This is a genomic window from Collinsella aerofaciens (genome assembly GCF_020181355.1).
In the GTDB taxonomy this organism is placed as follows: domain Bacteria; phylum Actinomycetota; class Coriobacteriia; order Coriobacteriales; family Coriobacteriaceae; genus Collinsella.
The window spans coordinates 236,515-252,090 of record NZ_CP084004.1 but is presented as its reverse complement, the minus strand read 5'-3'; the positions used below and the strand labels follow the sequence as shown (position 1 = coordinate 252,090).

Annotated in this window: 15 protein-coding genes and 5 tRNA genes; 17 read left to right on the top strand and 3 right to left on the bottom strand. The window is 57.2% G+C overall.

All coding sequences use genetic code 11. The features are described from left to right. The first annotated feature begins 2 nt into the window (after window positions 1-2). The 3 genes from cysS to LCQ44_RS01120 all read left to right on the top strand — a co-directional run bounded on the left by cysS (window position 3) and on the right by LCQ44_RS01120 (window position 3,251). Window positions 3-1,469: a cysteine--tRNA ligase gene (cysS, locus tag LCQ44_RS01130; RefSeq protein WP_161145278.1), complete on the top strand. Its 1,467-nt coding sequence runs from the start codon at window positions 3-5 to the stop codon at window positions 1,467-1,469. 186 nt (window positions 1,470-1,655) lie between these two features. Then, window positions 1,656-2,570, top strand: coding sequence for a 23S rRNA (guanosine(2251)-2'-O)-methyltransferase RlmB (gene rlmB / locus LCQ44_RS01125; RefSeq protein WP_055250322.1), 915 nt, complete (start codon window positions 1,656-1,658; stop codon window positions 2,568-2,570). 3 nt (window positions 2,571-2,573) lie between these two features. Beyond that, complete coding sequence (locus tag LCQ44_RS01120; RefSeq protein WP_006234978.1) at window positions 2,574-3,251, top strand: NYN domain-containing protein; 678 nt, start codon at window positions 2,574-2,576, stop codon at window positions 3,249-3,251. A gap of 27 nt (window positions 3,252-3,278) precedes the next feature. Here LCQ44_RS01120 and LCQ44_RS01115 read toward each other — a convergent pair whose 3' ends face one another. Next, window positions 3,279-4,619: a DNA-binding protein gene (locus LCQ44_RS01115; RefSeq protein ID WP_225093846.1), complete on the bottom strand. Its 1,341-nt coding sequence runs from the start codon at window positions 4,617-4,619 to the stop codon at window positions 3,279-3,281. Window positions 4,620-4,843: 224 nt separating this feature from the next. Here LCQ44_RS01115 and LCQ44_RS01110 point away from each other — a divergent pair. Further along, a tRNA-Thr gene (locus tag LCQ44_RS01110) sits at window positions 4,844-4,918 on the top strand. 533 nt (window positions 4,919-5,451) lie between these two features. Here LCQ44_RS01110 and LCQ44_RS01105 read toward each other — a convergent pair. Beyond that, complete coding sequence (locus LCQ44_RS01105; protein ID WP_161145280.1) at window positions 5,452-6,852, bottom strand: PTS transporter subunit EIIC; 1,401 nt, start codon at window positions 6,850-6,852, stop codon at window positions 5,452-5,454. Between the two features lie 9 nt (window positions 6,853-6,861). Further along, a complete protein-coding gene (locus tag LCQ44_RS01100; protein WP_161145281.1) occupies window positions 6,862-8,280 on the bottom strand; it encodes a glycoside hydrolase family 1 protein in 1,419 nt (472 codons plus the stop codon). Between the two features lie 153 nt (window positions 8,281-8,433). Here LCQ44_RS01100 and LCQ44_RS01095 point away from each other — a divergent pair, with 153 nt between their 5' ends. The 13 genes from LCQ44_RS01095 (at window position 8,434) to LCQ44_RS01035 (ending at window position 15,520) form a co-directional block, all read left to right on the top strand. Beyond that, window positions 8,434-9,267: a MurR/RpiR family transcriptional regulator gene (locus LCQ44_RS01095; protein WP_225093845.1), complete on the top strand. Its 834-nt coding sequence runs from the start codon at window positions 8,434-8,436 to the stop codon at window positions 9,265-9,267. A 403-nt stretch (window positions 9,268-9,670) separates the two neighbouring features. Continuing rightward, window positions 9,671-9,752 (top strand) — tRNA-Tyr (locus LCQ44_RS01090). Between the two features lie 10 nt (window positions 9,753-9,762). Further along, window positions 9,763-9,838 (top strand) — tRNA-Thr (locus tag LCQ44_RS01085). Between the two features lie 3 nt (window positions 9,839-9,841). Beyond that, window positions 9,842-9,918: transfer RNA gene (locus LCQ44_RS01080), tRNA-Met, on the top strand. Between the two features lie 96 nt (window positions 9,919-10,014). Further along, on the top strand, window positions 10,015-11,205 hold the full coding sequence (gene tuf / locus LCQ44_RS01075; RefSeq protein ID WP_035137538.1) for an elongation factor Tu: 1,191 nt from the start codon (window positions 10,015-10,017) through the stop codon (window positions 11,203-11,205). A 279-nt stretch (window positions 11,206-11,484) separates the two neighbouring features. Beyond that, window positions 11,485-11,634, top strand: a complete 150-nt coding sequence (rpmG, locus tag LCQ44_RS01070; protein ID WP_022093895.1) for a 50S ribosomal protein L33 — start codon at window positions 11,485-11,487, stop codon at window positions 11,632-11,634. A 13-nt stretch (window positions 11,635-11,647) separates the two neighbouring features. Further along, window positions 11,648-11,723 (top strand) — tRNA-Trp (locus LCQ44_RS01065). Between the two features lie 76 nt (window positions 11,724-11,799). Continuing rightward, entirely contained in the window at window positions 11,800-12,138 is a 339-nt protein-coding gene (gene secE, locus LCQ44_RS01060) for a preprotein translocase subunit SecE (RefSeq protein ID WP_035137537.1), read from the top strand. Window positions 12,139-12,141: 3 nt separating this feature from the next. Then, window positions 12,142-12,678: a transcription termination/antitermination protein NusG gene (gene nusG, locus LCQ44_RS01055; RefSeq protein ID WP_099432095.1), complete on the top strand. Its 537-nt coding sequence runs from the start codon at window positions 12,142-12,144 to the stop codon at window positions 12,676-12,678. Between the two features lie 120 nt (window positions 12,679-12,798). After that, on the top strand, window positions 12,799-13,227 hold the full coding sequence (gene rplK, locus LCQ44_RS01050; RefSeq protein ID WP_022093893.1) for a 50S ribosomal protein L11: 429 nt from the start codon (window positions 12,799-12,801) through the stop codon (window positions 13,225-13,227). 117 nt (window positions 13,228-13,344) lie between these two features. Next, a complete protein-coding gene (gene rplA, locus LCQ44_RS01045) occupies window positions 13,345-14,052 on the top strand; it encodes a 50S ribosomal protein L1 (RefSeq protein WP_022093892.1) in 708 nt (235 codons plus the stop codon). Window positions 14,053-14,156: 104 nt separating this feature from the next. Further along, on the top strand, window positions 14,157-14,648 hold the full coding sequence (locus tag LCQ44_RS01040; protein ID WP_225093249.1) for a helix-turn-helix domain-containing protein: 492 nt from the start codon (window positions 14,157-14,159) through the stop codon (window positions 14,646-14,648). Continuing rightward, the gene (locus LCQ44_RS01035; protein ID WP_225094231.1) at window positions 14,615-15,520 is read left to right on the top strand and encodes an IS3 family transposase; all 906 of its coding nucleotides are present in this window, start codon (window positions 14,615-14,617) and stop codon (window positions 15,518-15,520) included. Before LCQ44_RS01040 ends, LCQ44_RS01035 begins: the two co-directional genes overlap by 34 nt. The last annotated feature ends 56 nt before the right edge of the window (window positions 15,521-15,576 follow it).

Sequence of the window (15,576 nt, the reverse complement as noted above, 5' to 3'; positions counted from 1 at the left end):
GAATGCGTATCTACAACAGCGCTACCCATAAAAAGGAAGAGTTCCAGCCCATCGAGTCCGGCAAGGTCCGCATGTATGTGTGCGGTCCCACGGTCTACGACAACATCCACATCGGCAATGCCCGCACGTTCATCAGCTTTGACGTGATTCGTCGCTGGCTCATCGCGAGCGGCTACGAGGTCACGTTCGCCCAGAACCTCACCGATGTCGATGACAAGATCATCAAGCGCGGCAACGAGCAGGGCCGCACTGCCGCCGAGGTCGCGACGGAGTTCTCCGACAAGTTCATCGGCGTCATGCGCGCCGCCAACGTGCTCGATCCCGATGTGCGCCCCCGCGCCACCAAGGAGATCGGTCCCATGATCGCCATGATCAAGACGCTCATCGAGCAGGGCCACGCTTACGCCGCCGATAACGGCGACGTGTACTTTGCCGTGCGCAGCGATCCCAACTATGGTCAGGTCTCGGGCCGCAACATCGATGACCTTATGGTGGGTGCGCGCATCGAGGAGAACGAGGACAAGAACGACCCGCTCGACTTTGCCCTGTGGAAGGCCGCCAAGCCCGGCGAGCCCAGCTGGCCGAGCCCCTGGGGCGAGGGCCGTCCCGGTTGGCACACCGAGTGCGCCGCCATGGTACACCGCTACCTGGGCACCCCGATTGACATCCACGGCGGCGGCTCCGACCTTGCCTTCCCGCATCACGAGAACGAGTGCGCCCAGGCCACCTGCGCCTGGCACCAGGGCTTCTCCAACACCTGGATGCACACGGGCATGCTGCTGGTTGACGGCGAGAAGATGTCCAAGTCGCTCGGAAACTTCTTTACGCTGGCCGAGGTGCTCGAGCAGCACTCTGCCGCGGCCCTGCGCCTGTTGATGCTGCAGACGAGCTATCGCTCGCCGCTCGACTTCTCCTGGGAGCGCCTGGAGGGTGCCGAGAACTCACTCACGCGTATTGCCGGTACGGTCGAGAACCTTCGTTGGGCTGCGAACCATGCGACGGCCGATGCCGATGCGGGTGCCGCCGAGGCGTTTTCCGCCAAGGCCGCCGAGACCCGCGCCGCCTTTAAGGAGTGCATGGACGACGACTTTAACACCGCCGGTGCCATGGGTGCTGTCTTTGGCTTTGTCACCGAGTGCAATCAGTATCTGGAGCAGGCGGGCGATGCTGCCGACAAGGCCGCAGCCCTGGCTGCCGCCGATACGCTGGCCGAGCTGCTCGATACGTTTGGCGTTGAGCTTCCCGAGCCCAAGGTCGAGTTGCCGCTGGGCCTGCTGGGCGTTGCCGCCGGTTTGGTTGCCTACACGGGCGACGACGTGGACGAGGCCGCTGCCAAGATTCTCGAGGCTCGTGCCGAGGCCCGTGCCGCCAAGAACTGGGATCTGGCAGATGCCATCCGTGATCAGCTCAAGGACCTGGGCCTGACGATTGAAGATACCGCCGCCGGCACTCGTATCAAATCTCTCTAATCCCCGCGGGTTTCCCAAGCACCCGACCTTGCCGTTCAAACCGTCGCTCGCGTACTCAAGTACGCGTCGCTCCTCTTTCACGGCAATCTCGGGCACTTGGAAAACCCGTACCGACCGCCCGAATTAATATTCATGGGCGGTCGTTTATTTTGTTTCGTTTGATAGTTGTATTTAGGAGGTCACTTTATGGCCGACAATCGCAAGCGTGCGCCTCGTGGCGGCAAGCAGGCTGCTTCTGGCTCGCGTCCGATTCGCCGCAATGACCGCGCTGCCGCTCCCAAGGGCCAGCGCGATCGCACCCAGGCCGCACGTCCGCAGCGCGATCGCAACCGGGACGCTGTCCAGGCTCCCAAGGGCGAGTTTATCGAAGGTCGTCGTGCAGCCGCCGAGGCGCTGCGCACTGGTTTTCCCATCAAGTGCGCGCTCATTGCCGAGGGCGGGGAGCGCGATGCCGCCTTGTCGCGCCTGGTCGACGACCTCAACGCCGTGGGTGTCCGCATTAAGTATGTGCCGCGCGCGCAGCTCGACGCACTGTCGAGCCACGGCGCTCACCAGGGCATCGCGCTCGAGGTTGGCAACTTCCCCTATGCCGATGTCGCCGATATTCTCGACCGCGCAGGCGAGGGCCCGGCACTTGTCGTGGTGCTCGACCACGTGACTGACGACGGCAACTTTGGCGCCATCGTGCGCTCCGCCGAGGTTGTGGGCGCGGCGGGCGTCGTCATTGCCAATAAGCGTGCCGCCGGCGTGACCGTGGGCAGCTATAAGACCTCAGCCGGTGCCGTCATGCATCTGCCTATCGCGCAGGTTCCCAATATCGCCCGTGCGCTCGACGATTTTAAGGCCGCTGGTTTTTGGGTGGGCGGTGCTTCCGAGCACGCCGAAGGCAGTTGCTGGGATGCTCCTTTCGAGGGCCGCGTGGCGCTCGTCATGGGCTCCGAGGGCGACGGCATCTCGCGTCTGGTGCTCGAGAAATGCGACTTTTTGACCAAGCTTCCCCAGCGCGGTATGACCGAGAGCCTCAATGTTGCCCAGGCGACCACGGCGCTGTGCTTTGAGTGGCTGCGCCGCAACGCCGGCGAGCTGATGGGGGAGGAGTAGCGCATGTCCAAAAAGAACCGTGCCAAGTCCAAGGCCAAGCGCTTTGGCGAGGGCTCGGCCAAGCCGATTGTTTCGGCCGCGACCTATGGCGTGGGCGGCAATGCGTTTGCGCAGGCTATCGCCGACCCAGTCTCGACGGTGCACTCCAACAAGCCCGAGCTGCTGGTGGTCGACGGTTACAACGTGATCCACTGCACGCCGCGCTACGAAAAGCTCGTGTACGACCATTCCGACGATCCGTATTCCAGCGACGTTCACGATATGGCGCGCACGGCGCTCATTAATGACGTAGCTGCGTTTGCCCAGGGCCGCTACGAGGCCGTGATCGTATTTGACGGCGCGGGCAATATCTCCAGCGAGCGCCCCAACCTACCGGCCCGCGGTGTGCGCATTGAGTTTTCGCCGACGGGTGTTTCGGCCGATACCGTGGTGCAGAAGCTCTGCATCGAGGCGCGCGAGGAAGGCCGCGCGTGTTCTGTAGTGTCGAGCGACGGCACGATCCAGGCCGTCGTCATGGGCAAGGGCGTTACGCGCATCTCGAGCCGTATGCTGGTGGACGAGATCAAACAGATCGACAACGACGTGCACGAGGCCGAGGAAGCTCCACAAATCAAGATGACTCTGGGCAGTCGCCTGAGCCCCGATGCCCTGGCCAAGCTCAAGGCCCTGCGCGGGAGGTAGGGAAGTTGGCGGGGCAATGCTGCCTCGCTAACTCCATTCAGCGATGTCGATCATTCTTTCGAGGCGCCACGTTAGCGCCTCTTTTAGATATGGCAGCCTTGCCGTGAGCGCGTCGTTTCTGGAAAGAATCTCGATTGCCTCGTCAACGAAGCCTTCGAGTTTGTCGCAGTCAAACCAGCCCATGTCCTCGACGAGCAACATTTGTTTGGCGGGGCTTGAATGAAATTGTGCGCTGGTAAAACTGTGCTCTCCCGCCCTAAGCTCCTCTAGTGATATGTTGCACCAGAGCGATGAGCCCGAATCGAAGATGGGGGCAGGTCTGCAAGCTTGCGTGTTTACGTTTCGCACGAGGCCGAAGTTGCGCCAATGACGATCGTAGTTGGCAATGATGTCGTCACATACGATCATGCGGTCAAGGGCATCCTTGACGCCTGTCACCCCGAGCTCCTCGCAGTTTGCTACATATCGCTCGTAGTCGGTTAGCCGTTCATCTGCGTTTGCGTGCTGGTTTACATAGAACGCAGGGACATACTCTTCTTCATCAGTTAAGAAGACATCGCATGTGCTCAGGGCGGAAGTGCCCGTGCCCTCGAGCGAGTAAGGCACATAATCGCAGGCGTTTAGGATGCGACGGTGGAGCGCGGTCGCCACCAGCTCGTTATAAGGTTCCTGGTCCAGGTGCGCTCCTGCCTTATGCAGAATTCGACGTTCGCCCTCGCACGTCCAGTTCTTTTGAAGATTGCCGTCCGAGGTGTTATCGGGCTTTGCGGCAGCCGCTTTTCCCTCTGGGGCAAAGGGTGCAATGGACAGCGAGACGTCATCAAAGGCGTTATTGAAGAAGTTGATATCCTCCCAGGTGAGACCGGAACCTTGGGGCCTAATCCAATACTGGTCGGATAAGGAGAGGCCGAGATTTCGCTGGACGAGTTCATCGGGAACATCGACTGCGGCTTCTGCAAGCAGGGAGGCTAGCCCAATGCGTGCGAGCGGGATACCGCGGCCGCGCCACCAGATGCGGAAGGAGTCTAGCGATATGGGGCTATTAGGGCCAAATACTCCAATAGGGGCGTGGGCGTAATCGATGTCGGCACCGATGTGGGTAAAGTCTTTTCGCGATGTACTGTAGACCAGCTGAGCGACTTCGTACGTGCGGTTCATGAGGGTGAACGCGATCTCGCTCTTACCGTGGCCGCGGCGGGGACGTCCCCCCGTTTTGGTCACAGAGCGGAGTCGCGTGTCGACGCTGTCTTTGTCGATGAGCCATACACCAGAAGCCTTGCGGGCCTCAAGTGCTCCGTTTTTTATGAGCTCCTGCACCCTGCGCGGAGTGATGCCGAGCAGCTCGGCGGCTTCTTTGGTAGTAAGCATCGCGAAACCCTTCGCCAGAACGAATAGTTTTATATATAGCAATTGTAATTAAAACTATTCGTTCTGGCGAATGGTTTTAAGATTGAGGGCGCACTGACAGAAATGAACGGGCCTGGTACGCGTTGTTGCTGGATTTTGCATATTTGTATAACGCCGTGCGGCCTGTTGCGCCCCGTCCGCAATTCCTTTATTCTTAACTCGCTTCGCGTGAAAGCGCCAAGTGTGCCAGTGTGGCGCAACGGTAGCGCAACTGATTTGTAATCAGTGGGTTGCAGGTTCGATTCCTGTCACTGGCTCCATGAGAGTTTCGGGCTCTGTCTCTATATGGGACAGGGCCCGTTTCTATTTAGGTGGTGCGCCATCGGGTTAGCGCCCATCCCGTTTTTGGTTTGTCTCGTCCTCCAGTTTGTCTAAATCTGTAACACCAAGACCGATATTTGGCATCTAACTGTTACAGATTGAGATGAAACTTAGGGTGTTTTAAGAATATCTTGATCTGTAACATGTAGAAGCGGAATAGGCCTCTTGCTGTTACAGATCGAGACAAGGGCGGGCGCGGACCTGGATGTCCTGCTCGAGCGTGGATTTCTGGACACGCGAGCGAAGAAAATCTCCCGACCGGAGAACGAGCGTGGATAATTAACTTGGATAGGGAGCTAAGGTAAACACCGATTGTCTATCGACGGCTTTAGAAACAACGACCCCGATTTCATTGTGGAATCGGGGTCGTTTGTGCCTCAGGAATCCGAATGGATTAATCGAGCTCCTAAGGGACTTCTTGGGTTCTTGCTAATGGTCTGCCGAGGATGTCCCCAATGCAAACAGCGGGCATCTACTCAATATAGCTGGGGTTCTTCTTGATGATTACGCGTGCAGCGATGAAAGAGACGACGATGGCGATGATGGCGACAACGCATGCCAGCACGAAGTTGCCCATGGACCCATCGGGAGCGATAAAGATGAGTGCCGAAAGAAGGCCGGGGCATGCTCCCGCAACATACTCTTTCAGAACAAAGATGCCTGCAGGGAGTCCAGCGCAGAGCGCGCCGATTGCCGTGCCGACAAGCAGGCGGGGACGCTCGATGAGGCAACCGTAGAACGCGGGCTCGGTTACGCCACAGAGTGCGGTAACGGCAACCGTGGTGACCATACCCTTCTTCTCCTTGTTTCCCTTCATGGCAGTTGCCAGGGCGAGGCTCGTGCCGCCAATGCAGAGGTTCGAGATGAATCCAAAGATAATGGGTGCCCAACCGAGCTGCGCCAGGCTCGTAACTTCGATTGCGATGTAAGCCTTATCGAGACCGAGCATGACGAAATAGGGGTTAAGGGCTGCCAGGATCGGAGTAGCGATAAATGCCACGTTGTCCATAAGCCACGTGACGGCATCACTCAGCGCGTAGCCCATCATGCTGCCGGCGGGGCCAAGGATAATCAGCTCGACGGGCACGACGATGATCATGGTGAGCAGCGGCTTCAAGAACAGTTTGGTAACGTCGGGAATGATCTTCTGAAGGCTGCGGTCGACAAAGTACATGAACACAACGCCCAGTACGATGGGCACTACCGTACTCGAATAGTCGTTCGTCGGGATGGGGATACCAAGAAAGTCGAGACCCTCGGCACCGCTAATGGACGAGCTGATCATGATCGCGCCCAGCAATGCGCCCATGATGGGCTGCATCTTCATGACGGCTGCGAGCTGATAACCAAGATAAACGGGCAAGAAGCTAAACGAAGCGCTAAAGATCGCCAACAGGACCTGGGCGGTTCCGCTATCGGTGCTTAATCCGCAATAATTGACCAGGAGATTCTTGATCGAAAGAATGAGTCCGCCAACGATGAGCGCCGGGACGATGGGCATGAATACCTGTGCAGAGACGTTCCCGAATTTCTCAATCAAGCCCATGGCGGTGTTACCGCTTTTAATGCCTTCTGCAAGGTCTTTGGCGGTTTGGGCATCGTCGGCAACCGTGCCACCGCCGACTTCGATTCCCGCGAAGTCGAGGAAGTCGTTGTAAGCCTCGGTGACGTTGGGGCCGATGATCACCTGAAGCTGGCCACCGCTGACTACTGCCCCGAGCGCCTGATCGGCCGATTTGGCGAGCTGGAGATCGATGATCGAGGTGTCTCGTGCGTCGATGCGAAGGCGTGTCGCACAATGAGTTACCGATGTAATGTTCTCTTTGCCGCCAACAGCCTTTAGGACTGTTTCGGACATTGCCTGATATTTCATCTCTTTCTCCTAACCTTCCTGCTCTTGATACTTCGAGATAAGGTCTCGGTACCAATACCAGCTCTTTTTGGGGGTGCGCTCCAGATTGTTCTCGAAGTCGATATGGACAAGTCCGTATCGTTTTTCGTAGCCGTTGATCCAGCTATACAGATCCATCGTCGACCAGAGGTAGTAACCCTCAACGCGCGCGCCGTCGCGCTTAGCCCTCATCATGTGCTCGATGAACTGGCCCAGAAGCTCGATGCGGTCATCATCGTGGATCATTCCGTCTGTGTCTGGTTGCTCATAGGCGCCATGTCCGTTTTCCGTAATAAAGATGCGGGGCGCGTCATAGCGCTCGTGGACATCCATGATGGTTGAATACATGCAACTTGGGAGTATTTCGCGGCCCCATTTATTGCGGGGAACATTGCTGTCGCGGGCGCTTTCAAACAAGGGCGCAATGCATTTTCCTTCGACCCTTTTGCTCGAACTGCCCTTATTGTTCGCCGAAACGGCAAGCTCTCCACCGTGCCAGTCGGTTACATACTCTCGGCAATACACGTTGAGTCCAATAAAATCGACTTTACCGTCTCTGAATTCTTTTACGTCATTTGGGGATCGATAGAGCGAGACGCCAAGTTTTTCAAGGATTTCGTCCATTTCTGGCGGCAGTTGACCCTGAAGCGCTGGTGCCAGAATCATGCGATTGGCGAAAAAGTCTGCGTATCGAAATACGTCATCAGGGTGCTCGGTTGCCGGGTCGAGTTCGACAACGCCGCCATCGTGGACGGCGCCGATGATGCCGTCGTAGCCCATTTGACGATATGCTCGGACTGCGAGTGCGCTTGCGCGCATCAGGTTGTACTGAAACTGCATGTACGACTGAACATCGAGCGATCGATTGGGGGGATAGTTGCCCAACATGTTTACGCAGTAGCTGTAGAAATGCGGCTCGTTAACGGTAGCCCAGATTTTGACGCGGTCTCCAAAGCGCTCAAAGCAAATCTTGGCGTATTTGCAGAACCACTCTGCCATGTCGTTGTTCAGCCATCCGCCTTTGCAAGCAAGCGTGAATGGCAGATCGTAATGGAACAGCGTAACGTTGGGCTCTATGCCATTTTCGAGGCAGCAATCAATGACCCGATTATAAAAATCGATACCCTCTTCATTCACTTCGCCGATACCCGTGGGGATGATTCGACTCCATGAAAGAGAGAAGCGATAGGTGTTTTGTCCGCCTTCTTTCATCATGCGGATATCTTCTTCATAGCGATGGTAGAAGTCGCAAGATACATCACCGTCAACATGGTTGATGTTCTTATTGCTTGTGTGGCTAAAGAAATCCCACTCACCAAGGCCTTTGCCGTCTTCGTTCCAGGCACCCTCGCACTGATAAGACGCCGTGGCGGAACCCCAGAGAAACGGCATGTTGTTCACGTTGCCCATGAATCCCCTTTCCGTCACTCAAAACACGGTGGATACGTGTGGCGGAATTATGATTAAGATGACGTCAACTGATTTGAATCATAGGAGAACGACCAAAGCTGTTTGATTCAATAAATGAACCATGATTTCGAGGAGAGCGGAAAGAGGGATCACGTGAATATCAATGACTTCGATGTGCTCAATCGCATTAGCTCCATCATCAACAGCGAGTTTGGGTCAAACGATGCCGCCATCGCCCGATATCTCATCGCTCACATTAGGCGTTCGAGCGAAATCAATGTTGCCGCAATAACCCGCGATGCATTCGTGACTCGTTCCGCTGTTCGTCGTTTCTGCAATCGATTGGGCTACCAGTCTCTTAGCGATTTGAAAGAATCATTTACTCAGTCAGTCTTTCCAAGCGACTTAAGCCATCGAGAGGAGGAATTTGGCTACGAGGAGTACAGGGCAGAGCTCGACGTTCGCATGATCGAGATGTTCGCTGAGGTTGAAAGCGGCGTGTCCGATATCGCTATTAAGCATCTTGTCGACGAAATTGATGGCCATAAAAACGTTGAAATCTGGTGCACCAATAATGTGAGCGCCAATCTCGTACGATTTCAGCAGGAAATGTTTTATGCGGGCAAGATAGTTCGCATAGTTGCTGGGGCTAACGTCGCGGAATTGAAAAACATGGGAGACGCTTCGCAGTCATTGATAATTCTCGTATCGGTCTCCGGGCTATTTGCGTCACAGGCGCGTGAGTATCTTGATTGCCGTTCGGGCAGGAAGATTCTAATTACTGCGTTTAGCAACGATGACAAATCGAGGTCTTTTGACCGTGTATATCGTCTTGGTAATGCGGGAAACGGAATTGACCGACTCGGCGTTTATTCGAAATACGCCACGACTTATTTTTTCGACTTGCTATCGTCGTGTTACTTGAGTCGCTACCCCTGCACCAAGGGGGAGCCGCTTTATGGGTCTACTTTGGCCTGGCCCGAGTAGTTGCGGCTTTACAGTTCTCTCGCCTGGGAATGAACGTGGATAATCTGCCACTTTGGCCTTAGAGCCGCGCTAAAAGTGGGAGATAATCCACGCTCGATCGTGGCGTGGAAGCCCCGATCTCGACCTATATATAGGTGCAAATAAGCTGGTATCGAAGTTCGATACTGAAGGTGTACTCCACTACAGCAAAGTGTTACCTTGGGAAACGTCACCTCAGTATCCAAAACCACTGTCCTTCATATCCAAACTCAATAAAACCGCAGGTCACGGCTATATAGATACGCCCGGCACCGTGTATCTAGAGGTTTTCGTTGACAGCCCCCAAGGTGGCATCGTATTATCTTCTTCGTTCGCGGGGGCGGCGGTCCAAAAGACCAAAGGACCTGCGGATACTTGAACGATTGGGAGTTTGCCCGAGTGGTTAATGGGGACGGGCTGTAAACCCGTTGGCTCTGCCTACATAGGTTCGAATCCTATAGCTCCCACCCGTCAAGTGCCTGTATAGCTCAGTCGGTAGAGCACTTCGTTGGTAACGAAGAGGTCACCAGTTCAAGTCTGGTTGCAGGCTCCATCCGGCGGTGTAGCTCAGTTGGTTAGAGCACACGGTTCATACCCGTGGCGTCACTGGTTCGAATCCAGTCACCGCTACCATAGGTAACACGGTGGCTTCTCAATAGTATGTTGAGAGGCCACTATGGTATAAAGGCAAAGTCCCGTCCGGGGACGACCTGTTAAGAGGAGGGCTTTATGGCCAAAGAGAAGTTTGAGCGCACTAAGCCGCATGTTAACATCGGCACCATTGGTCACGTCGACCACGGCAAGACCACGCTGACCGCTGCCATCACCAAGGTTCTCTCCGAGACCGAGGGCTGCAAGGCTGACTTCACTGCGTTCGAGAACATCGACAAGGCTCCCGAGGAGCGCGAGCGCGGCATTACGATTTCCGTCTCCCACGTTGAGTACGAGACCGCTGCCCGTCACTACGCTCACGTTGACTGCCCGGGCCACGCTGACTACGTCAAGAACATGATCTCCGGCGCTGCTCAGATGGACGGCGCTATCCTGGTCATCGCTGCTACCGACGGCCCCATGGCTCAGACCCGCGAGCACATCCTGCTCGCCCGTCAGGTCGGCGTTCCCTACATCGTCGTCTTCCTGAACAAGTGCGACATGGTCGACGATGACGAGCTCATCGACCTCGTCGAGATGGAGACCCGTGAGCTCCTCTCCGAGTACGATTTCCCCGGCGACGACATCCCCGTCATCCGTGGCTCCGCTCTGGGCGCTCTCGAGGGCGACGCCAAGTGGATGGACGCCATTCGCGAGCTCATGAAGGCCGTCGACGAGTACATCCCGACGCCTGCTCGTAACAACGACCTCCCGTTCCTGATGGCCGTTGAGGACGTTATGACCATCTCCGGCCGTGGTACCGTTGCTACTGGCCGTGTCGAGCGCGGTGAGCTCAAGCTCAACGAGCCCGTCGAGATCGTCGGCATCAAGGATACCCAGAACACCGTCGTTACCGGTATCGAGATGTTCCGTAAGTCCATGGACTTCTGCGAGGCTGGCGACAACGTCGGTCTGCTGCTCCGCGGCATCAAGCGTGAGGACATCGAGCGCGGCCAGGTTCTCTGCAAGCCCGGTTCGGTTACCCCGCACACCAAGTTCACCGGCGAGATCTACGTTCTGACCAAGGAGGAGGGCGGCCGTCACACCCCGTTCTTCGATGGTTATCGTCCTCAGTTCTACTTCCGTACCACCGACGTTACCGGTACGGTCAAGCTCCCCGAGGGCACCGAGATGGCTATGCCTGGTGACCACATCACCATCGAGGGCGACCTCATCCACCCGATCGCCATGGAGGAGGGCCTGCGCTTCGCTATCCGCGAGGGTGGCCACACCGTTGGTTCGGGCATCGTCTCCACGATCATTGAGTAAATTAGCTCTTTGATATAGCTGACTTAGAGAACCCGGCACTTATATGGGTGCCGGGTTCTTTTCTGCAATGGATATTGAGCCGTTGCTGGTGTCGAGAGGATCGATAATGGTCCTGGATGCACCGTCGATTAGCTCTCGATGGCTTCATTGATGTGTTCCAAATATGAATGGATCCACCGAGAACCAATTGACTCGAGGTTTTCATTGACAGCACTTACGTGGAGCTGATAAAGTAACAACTCGTGCCCGTACGGGGCGGAAATGAAAGGTTCAGGATACATGCGTACTCTAGTTACTCTTGCGTGCACTGAGTGCAAGCGCCGCAACTATACGACCACCAAGAACAAGTCGACCATGCCTGATCGTATGGAGATCAAGAAGTATTGCCCCTGGTGCCGTCACCACACGCTGCACAAAGAGACTCGCTAGTCTCTAGTCACATACGCCAGTAGTTCAATTGGTAGAGCATCGGTCTCCAAAACCGAGTGTTGAGGGTTCGAGTCCTTCCTGGCGTGCCAGTCATTATTCCGTAAGCTCCCACTTGGGGGCTTACGGTTTACTCATGTATAAGCGCATTGCGCGGAGGTAACCCAAATGGCCAACAAGAAGAACAAGAAGAAGGCTCAGCAGCCGGCACCTGCCAACAAAGCTGCCGCCAACTCCAAGGTTGAGGCCAAGAAGGCCGTTGCCAAGAAGAACGAGAAGGCTGCGAAGTCCAAGAAGAACGAGAAGCCTGGTTTCTTCGCCCGCACCAAGAAGTATTTCGCTTCGGTCAAGTCCGAGATGAAGCGTGTCACGTGGCCCGATAAGAAGGAGCTCGTGAACTACTCGGTTGTTGTTTGCGCTTCTCTGATCGTCGTCGGCGTCGTCATCGCTCTGCTCGATGCTGGCTTTGGCGAGGCTCTTGCTCTGTTCTCTGGATTGAGGGGCTAAACCATGTCTAAGCGTTGGTACGTCGTTCACACTTACTCTGGATACGAGAACCGCGTTAAGTCCGATCTCGAGCATCGCATCGAGACTATGGGCATGCAGGACCGTATCTTTGATATCGAGATTCCTATGGAGCGCGTCACCGAGATTAAAGAGGGTGGCAAGCGTGAGACCAAGGATTCCAAGATCTTCCCGGGTTATGTCCTGGTCCGCATGGAGATGGATGACGATGCTTGGACGTGTGTTCGTAACACGCCTGGCGTCACCGGTTTCCTAGGCGGCAACGGCAAGCCCGCTCCGCTTTCCCGCGACGAGTACAACAAGATGACTCGTCGTCCCGGTAAGGGCGATTCGCCCAAGCGCACCTCGGTTGATATTGAGGTCGGTACGTCCGTCCGCGTCACCGATGGCCCGCTTACCGACTTTGATGGCAAGGTCTCCGAGGTTAACACCGAGGCTGGCAAGCTCAAGGTCACGCTGATGATCTTTGGCCGCGAGACGCCGGTCGAGCTCGACTTTAACCAGGTCGCTGTCATCGCTTAAGTTTTCGTCCGTTCGCGCGAGCGTGCTTCTTCTGTGACTGCTCATCTCAGGAGTGCTTCTAACACGTGCGTGCTTACGATATAGCAAGTACTTCACACTCGTGATTCGAAAGGAATGACCATGGCTGAGAAGAAGGTTGCCAACGTCATTAAGCTCCAGATTCCTGCTGGTGCAGCAAACCCCGCTCCTCCCGTCGGCCCCGCCCTGGGCGCTGCTGGCGTGAACATCATGCAGTTCTGCCAGGCCTTTAACGCCGAGACGCAGGACAAGAAGGGTGACATCATCCCCGTTGAGATCTCTGTCTACGAGGACAAGTCCTTCTCCTTCATCACCAAGACCCCGCCGGCGGCTCACCTTATCAAGAAGGAGCTGAACCTCAAGTCTGGTTCCGCTAAGCCCCAGGCTGACAAGGTTGGTCAGCTCTCCCAGGAGCAGCTCACCAAGATCGCCGAGATCAAGATGCCGGACCTCAATGCCAACGACATTGACGCCGCCAAGAAGATCATCGCCGGTACCGCCCGTTCCATGGGCGTCACCATCGCTGAGTAGCGATTTCTTATGGTAACGGCGGGTGCTCCGACCGGGGCGCCCGTTAAATGTGTGCAATAGGGCACACGATACGATGTGGGAGGGCTCACGCCCGTTTAACCACAGGAGGTAATGCACATGGCTAAGCATGGTAAGAGCTATAACGCCGCTGCCGAGAAGATCGACCGCGCCACGCTCTACACCCCCCTTCAGGCTGCCAAGCTCATCAAGGAGCTCGACACCGCCAAGTTCGACGAGACCGTCGAGGCTCACTTCCGTCTGGGCATCGATACTCGTAAGGCTGACCAGAACATCCGTGGTTCCATCTCCCTGCCCCACGGCACCGGCAAGACCGTTCGTGTTGCCGTCTTCGCCGAGGGCGAGAAGGCCCGTGAGGCTGAGGCTGCCGGCGCCGACATCATCGGTTCCGACGAGCTCGTCGCCCAGATTCAGAAGGGCGAGATCAACTTCGACGCCGCTATCGCTACGCCGAACATGATGGCCAAGGTTGGCCGCATCGGTAAGATCCTTGGTCCCCGTGGCCTCATGCCGAACCCCAAGCTCGGCACCGTGACCATGGACGTCGCCAAGATGGTCTCCGAGCTCAAGGCTGGCCGCGTTGAGTACCGCGCCGACCGCTACGGCATCTGCCACGTGCCCCTGGGCAAGAAGTCCTTCTCTGAGCAGCAGCTCGTCGAGAACTACGCTGCCCTGTACACCGAGATTCTGCGCGTCAAGCCCTCTTCTGCTAAGGGCAAGTACGTCAAGTCCATCTCCGTGTCTTCCACCATGGGCCCTGGCGTCAAGGTCGATCCCGCTGTCCAGCGTGACTTCCTGGCTGAGTAACTGCTAGTTACTGCCTGAGTACAGCAAGCATTGCTAAAGAAACCCGGTTCTGCCTTGTGAACTGCCTCCCATTTCTTGGACATGAGAAATGGGAGGCTTTCTTTATGCGCGTTGATTTGAGAGTGAAGCATGATATCGAGGCCAGGAAGGCGGCCATAGGGCTCTTCGAGCTCGGGCACGGGTATAAATCTGCCGCGATCGCCCTTTCGCTTCCCGTGGAAGCCGTGAGAAGATGGCAGGAGATATACCGCGCATTCGGGAGCGAGGTGCTGCTGCGCATGGACGGAAAGCAGGGCAGGTACACATACGAGCAGAAGGTCGCCGCCGCCTCCGCCGTCGTCGACGGCGGCATGACGAAGACCGAGGCGATGGCGGCGTTCGGCATAATGTCGATGTCGCCGCTCAAGAAGTGGTGCGCGCTATACCGCCGGGGCGGCGCGGAGGCCCTGCGCCCGAGGCCCAAGGGCCGCCCGAGCGGTTCCAAGGCGAGGCCGCGGACCCGCGAGGAGGAGCTCGAGGAGCGGTGCCGTAGGCTCGAGGCCGAGGTGGCCTACCTAAAAAAATTACGCGCCCTGGTCGAGAGGGACGGGCTCTGACCAGGGCGAAGGCCGAAGCGGTCGCGGCCCTGCGCGCCGAGGGGCACGCGCTCGGGCACCTGCTCGCATGCGCCGAGCTCAAGCGGTCGACCTACTACTACGCCCTCGCGCACCCGCCGAGGCCCACGCGCCCCGAGCTCTGGGAGGCGGCCGCCGAGATCTTCTCGCGCACCGCCAACGGCTGCGGGCACCGGCAGATAGCGATGTGCCTCAGGGCGGAAGAGGGGACCGTGATAGCCGACAAGACCGTGCTCAAGATGATGCGCGAGATGGGGATTCGCTGCGGTATCAGACGCGAGACGGCCTACCACAGGTACAACTCGTACAGGGGCGTCGTCGGCAGGACGTTCGAGAACGTGATCGCGAGGGATTTCGACGCCGGGGCCCCGTGGCGGAAGCTGGGAACGGACGTCACCGAGTTCAAGGTGGCGGGCGGCAAGGCCTACTGGGCCCCGACGCTGGACTTCTGCACCAAGGAGATCGTGGCGAGCGACATATCGACCACGCCCGACATGGCCCAGCAGGTCAGGATGCTCGACGAGCTGCTGTCCAAGATCCCCGAGGGCGCCGCCCCGACCATGCACTCGGACCGGGGCTGGCAGTACCAGCACGCCTCGTACACATCCAGGCTCGAGGCCGCCGGCATCGTCCAGAGCATGTCCAGGAAGGCGAACTGCATCGACAACGCCGCCACCGAGCAGCTCTTCGGCCACGTCAAGGACGAGTTCTACCGGGGCCGCGAGTGGGAGACGTTCGAGGATTTCAAACGCGACCTGGAGGAATACATAGTCCACTGGAACACGAGCCGGAGGCAGGTAAGATTGAAGGGCCTGACCCCGGAGGAGTTCCGGAATCAGGCCCTCGCGGCCTAGTCGCTATTTAGGGCGTCCAAGATTTGGGACGCAGTTCATTGTGCAGGACCGGGTTT

What these genes read in the sequence shown, in the direction of transcription:
- rpmG (WP_022093895.1), top strand. Translation starts at nt 11,485, where the DNA reads ATGCGTACTCTAGTTACTCTTGCGTGCACTGAGTGCAAGCGCCGCAAC.
- rplK (WP_022093893.1), top strand. Translation starts at nt 12,799, where the DNA reads ATGGCTGAGAAGAAGGTTGCCAACGTCATTAAGCTCCAGATTCCTGCT.
- tuf (WP_035137538.1), top strand. Translation starts at nt 10,015, where the DNA reads ATGGCCAAAGAGAAGTTTGAGCGCACTAAGCCGCATGTTAACATCGGC.
- cysS (WP_161145278.1), top strand. Translation starts at nt 3, where the DNA reads ATGCGTATCTACAACAGCGCTACCCATAAAAAGGAAGAGTTCCAGCCC.
- secE (WP_035137537.1), top strand. Translation starts at nt 11,800, where the DNA reads ATGGCCAACAAGAAGAACAAGAAGAAGGCTCAGCAGCCGGCACCTGCC.
- LCQ44_RS01115 (WP_225093846.1), bottom strand. Translation starts at nt 4,619, where the DNA reads ATGCTTACTACCAAAGAAGCCGCCGAGCTGCTCGGCATCACTCCGCGC.
- LCQ44_RS01120 (WP_006234978.1), top strand. Translation starts at nt 2,574, where the DNA reads ATGTCCAAAAAGAACCGTGCCAAGTCCAAGGCCAAGCGCTTTGGCGAG.
- LCQ44_RS01105 (WP_161145280.1), bottom strand. Translation starts at nt 6,852, where the DNA reads ATGAAATATCAGGCAATGTCCGAAACAGTCCTAAAGGCTGTTGGCGGC.
- rplA (WP_022093892.1), top strand. Translation starts at nt 13,345, where the DNA reads ATGGCTAAGCATGGTAAGAGCTATAACGCCGCTGCCGAGAAGATCGAC.
- rlmB (WP_055250322.1), top strand. Translation starts at nt 1,656, where the DNA reads ATGGCCGACAATCGCAAGCGTGCGCCTCGTGGCGGCAAGCAGGCTGCT.
- LCQ44_RS01040 (WP_225093249.1), top strand. Translation starts at nt 14,157, where the DNA reads ATGCGCGTTGATTTGAGAGTGAAGCATGATATCGAGGCCAGGAAGGCG.
- LCQ44_RS01100 (WP_161145281.1), bottom strand. Translation starts at nt 8,280, where the DNA reads ATGGGCAACGTGAACAACATGCCGTTTCTCTGGGGTTCCGCCACGGCG.
- nusG (WP_099432095.1), top strand. Translation starts at nt 12,142, where the DNA reads ATGTCTAAGCGTTGGTACGTCGTTCACACTTACTCTGGATACGAGAAC.